The organism is Thiocapsa sp., assembly GCF_035467215.1.
Taxonomy (GTDB): domain Bacteria; phylum Pseudomonadota; class Gammaproteobacteria; order Chromatiales; family Chromatiaceae; genus Thiocapsa.
Genome location: NZ_DATITZ010000116.1, coordinates 1 through 4506, shown reverse-complemented (window position 1 = coordinate 4506; position 4506 = coordinate 1). Strand labels below are relative to the sequence as shown.

Annotated in this window: 3 protein-coding genes; all 3 read right to left on the bottom strand. The window is 66.7% G+C overall.

Annotated elements, in window-relative coordinates; genetic code table 11:
* The coding region (locus VLR48_RS06695; protein ID WP_325291029.1) for a mechanosensitive ion channel protein MscS at positions 1-2362 on the bottom strand (2362 nt) is incomplete at its 3' end.
* A 283-nt stretch (positions 2363-2645) separates the two neighbouring features.
* Positions 2646-4019: an amino-acid N-acetyltransferase gene (gene argA / locus VLR48_RS06690; protein ID WP_325291028.1), complete on the bottom strand. Its 1374-nt coding sequence runs from the start codon at positions 4017-4019 to the stop codon at positions 2646-2648.
* Positions 4020-4047: 28 nt separating this feature from the next.
* Positions 4048-4506, bottom strand: a 459-nt coding sequence (locus VLR48_RS06685) for a helix-turn-helix domain-containing protein (protein WP_325291027.1), incomplete at its 5' end; no start/stop codon positions are given.

Below are 4506 nucleotides of genomic sequence, written 5' to 3'. Positions count from 1 at the left end.
CGACCTGAAGCTCCGAGGCGCTCGGGGCAGTCTCTTTCCGTTCGGCCTCGTTTTGCGCACGTCGCGCGCTCGCGCGATCGACCGCCGCCGCCAGCGCCAAGCGCCGCCGAGTGACGATCAGCCAGCGTACGATCACCTGATGCAGCACGATCAAGGCAAGCGCGAGCCAGGTCTGTTGTACCAGCGACTCGAACAGGGCCCCGGCCGTGTAGACATAGCCCAGCAACGCGAGCACCGCCAGCCCCAGCGGTGCGCCCACGATCACCGAAAACCAGATGTGACGCAGGCGGTTGAACCAACCCTTCGGGTTTGCCGCGAGGGCCTTCTTCACGACACCCTTCGCAGGATTCAGCAGGCGCGCCAAAAAGACGGAGAACCCGATCATGGTCGCCACCATGGCCAGGCGTCCGAGGCTCCCGCTGAAGGCTGGGTCACTGTCGTTGTAGAGCACGATGGTCGTCAAAGCGACCGGGACGACATAGACGCTGAACCAGTCAAACTCGCGTCTGAGCGCTCGGAGGGTGTTTTGGCTCCAGCGAAAGTGTCGGTCGGCCACCCCTCCGGTGATGCAGAGCGATCGGAAGGCGCGCAGATGATAAAGCCCGAAGGAGATGGCGATGAGGGCCGACCCCAGCGCGCGCGTGAAGCCGGTGGCCTCGATGGATGTCGACAACTGTAGCCCGATCACCCACAACAGCAGCGGAATGGGCAGTGCGGCCAAGAGGCTGAGGCCGATCGCCTTGGCGGTGTGGCTCAGACGATCCGTGCGGATCTTGCGCAGGGGCTCGGCCGTGGCGCGGATCGCGCGCCGCAGCGCCGAGAGCTTCCAGAAGAGGACGACGATGACGAGCGAGAGGACCCAGAGCAACGGTGAGTGTGCTCCCGCGTGGGTCATGACCCGTGCGACCTCGACCCAGTGCTCCCCCGCGACGAGCCAGCCGATGGCCGAGGGAAGGGTGACGAGGGTCTCGAGGCCGACCGGGAGGGTGCTGCGCACCCACAGCAGCCGTTCGGCGAGATAGCTGTCGTAGCCCTCGGCGGTATGAATCAGCTGGTCGGTCGCGTAGTTGAGCTCGCCGAGCTGACGGATGTAGTCGTCCTCGACGACGAGCGCCTGCGTGATCAGTCGCAGCCTTTGGTCGAGTGTCGCCTTGAGCTGCTCGCGTATCTCCGGTGCCTGCGCGCTCGGATCGCGTGTGGTGAGCTCGTCGAGATAGGCGTCGAGATCGCCGAGTTGGCGTTGTTCCTCGCGATAGAGGATCTGTCTGAGCGTGGCGTCGGCGATTTCGTCCTCGCGTTCCTCGATCGCCCCGCGCAGCCGGCGCAGGTCGGGGATCTCGTCGCGCCGCTCGATCAGGACCTGACCGAGCGCCTTGCTGAGACCGGCGGCCTCGATGCGTTGGCGTGCCGCCTTGAAATCCTGCTCCACCCGCTTGCGTTCGGCCTCAAGGTCTTCGATCTCGAGGTCGAGGTCCTCGAGACTCCGCGCGAGATCGCCCATAGATGTGGTGATCTCGGCGTTCTCCTGCGTCGCCTCCTGCACCAGGGCATGCTTGTCGGCGGCCTCGATCCGTGCGCGCTCGGATTCACGCTGCGCGGCCTCCGCCTCGTCGCGGCGCCGCTGATTCTGCAGCTCCTCAAGCTGTCGCTGCCGGGCTCGGAGGCCCTCCCAATTCAAGGTCGCCTCCTCGCGCTGTGCGCGCTGAAGCGCTTCGCGTACCGACAGACTCAGCAGCTCCTGCTCGAGCATCCGACCCTCGGCCCAGAGCGATGCCCGACGGGTCTCGAGTGCCCAGCGGCGCGCTTCGCTCGCTGCGGCTTCCGCGTCGTCGCTCTTGGGTTGGCTCAGGTCGGTTTCGATCTCGCCGAGCGCGGTTTTGATCTCGGACAAGCGTGTGCGAATCGCGGCCGGGCGGCCCGTGCTGCGCTCGATGGCCTTGTCGAGCTCGCCGATGCGCGTTTCCTCCACGGCGGCATCGGCGAGAACGATGCTCAGGCGCTGCGTGATCTCCTCGGTAGGCAGATCGGTCGGGATCTCGACGACGCCGTCCGCTTCCGGCTTGCGTTGCGCCAGTCGTTGGCGGATTGCCGCGGTTTCGGCGGGTGCCGTCGTCAGCGCTTCGGCAAGCTCCTTGGTCTGCGTGTCGAAGGTCCGAGTCGCCTCGAGGTTCGTCAGCGCCTTCCGATACAGCTCGGTCAAGGCCGCCTTCCCGGCCTCGTCGAGTGCCGTATCGGCCGCAACGTCGGCGATCTTGGCCTCCACATGGTCGACCGAGGGAAGGCCGTCGCTGCTGCTCGCCGGCACGGCCGCGCTCGCGCCGGCAGATGTGGGCTCGGTTGCGAGCGCGTGGCCCGCGAGCATCATCGAGCAAACGAGGAGGAACGGAAGCAACCCGACAGGTTTGAAAAACCGCCGTTGCTCCGAACGGCCGGAGATTTCTGCCGGTGTGCTTATCAGCGGGATCGACATCATCATGATCGGGTCACAAAAGAACGGCTCGGCCATCGCCTGATCAGGTGACGGCTCCGCAGTAAAATTTGAAAAATTATTGTATTCAGAATCTTAAATCGCGTCCGCTCAAAGGGTTCAGACGCGCTCGACGCCGAGCCGGTACGAAACCCGGCCATATCGCACGGGACGCGATTTAAAGCGCCTTGATATAGACCTGCGAGTTGCGCTGAAAGTTGTACAGGGCTTGTCGCTCCATCGGCAAGGCGCCGAGCGATGCCGGCTCGAATCCACGCTCTCGAAACCAGTGCGCGGTTTGGGTGGTGAGGACGAACAGGCGCTCGATGCCGGAGGCTCGGGCGATGTCTTCCATGTGGGCGAGCAGTCGATCGCCGCGTCCGGTCGCCCGATAGTCCTGATGCACGGCGACGCAGGCCAATTCCGCCATCCCCGCGCTCGGGTAGGGGTAAAGCGCCGCGCACGCCGTGATCAAGCCGTCGCGCTCGGTCAGGAAGAAGCGGTCGATCTCGGTCTCCAAGCGCTCGCGCGAACGTCGCACCAGCACACCGCGATCCTCGAGCGGGCGCAGCAGCTCGAGGATGCCCGTCACGTCGTCGATACGTGCCGGGCGCAGCTCCTCGTAAGGCTCGGCGGAGATCAGGGTGCCGCTCCCGTCGGGTGTCAGGAGCTCGCGCAGCAGTGCACCCCCGCGCCGACGCTGCACCAAGTGCACGCGCCGGATCCCGTTGCGGCACGCCTCGGCACCGGCACGCAGGCACTGGGCAACATCCTCGGGGATCGCGCTCGCGGCGGCGAGCAGGGCATCGATGTCGCGGGCCAGGAGGTTGGGCCCCAGCAGATCCTGAGGCAGGTTGCGGGCCTCGCTGTCCGGCGACGCACCCCCGGCCGGGTCCTCGGTGAGAAAGATCAGCTTGTCGGCACCGAGCGCGACCGCCGCGCCGCGCGCCACGTCGGCTGCGCTGAGATTGAAGACCTCGCCGGTCGGCGAATACCCCAGCGGCGGCATCAAGGCGACCGCGCCCTGATCGAGGACCGCCCGCAGCGTCTGACGGTCGATCCGCCGCACCGCCCCGGTGTGGGCGTAGTCGACCCCTTCGATCACGCCCAGGGGGCGCGCCGTGACGAAGTTGCCCGAGACCACCGGGATGCGCACGCCGGCCATCGGCGAGTTGGCGAGCCCGAGCGAGAGCAGGGCCTCGATCTCGACCCGCACCACCCCGGCGGCCTCCTTCACGCAGGCGAGCGCGGTCTGGTCCGTGATCCGCAACCCGTTGACATAGCGCAGCTGCGCACCGCGACCGGCGAGCCGGGCCTCGATCTGGGGGCGTGCGCCGTGGACCAGCACGAGCCGTATACCGAGCCCGTGCAGCAGTGCGATATCGTGGACGAGGTCCGGGAAGCGCGGATCCGCGACCGCCTCGCCGCCGAAGACGATCACGAAGGTGCGTCCGCGGTGCGCGTGGATGTAGGGTGTGGCCTGACGCACCCAGTCGACGAAGAGATCGCGGGGTGGTGCGGGATCGTTCGGGTCGGGGTTGGATGGTGTCATATTCGGTTGGCTCGCGGCAGGCGGTCGGCTATTCGATGCCGAGCTTGGCGAGACGATAGCGCAGCGATCGCAGGGTCATCCCCAGCTTCTTTGCCGCGGCGGTGCGGTTCCAGCGCGTCTCGTCGAGTGCATCGAGGATCGCCTTCTTCTCGATTTCGCCGAGATAGTCCTCCAGCGGAACGCTGTCGTCGATCTGCGCCCGGGCGGGGAGCACCGGGCCGTCGGCCTGCGGAAGATAGAGATCCCCGACCTCGATGACCGATCCTTCGCAGAGTGCGGTCGCGCGCTCGAGGATGTTTTCGAGCTCGCGCACGTTGCCCGGAAAACCGTAGTCCATCAACGCCTCGAGGGCGTCCGCCGAGAGGGTCATGGCCGGCTGGCCCTTATGATGGCGGGCAATGCGCAGCAGCATCCGTTCCGCCAGAGCAGGGATGTCGCGGGGGCGTTCGCGCATCGCGGGCATGCGCAGCTCGATGACGTTGATGCG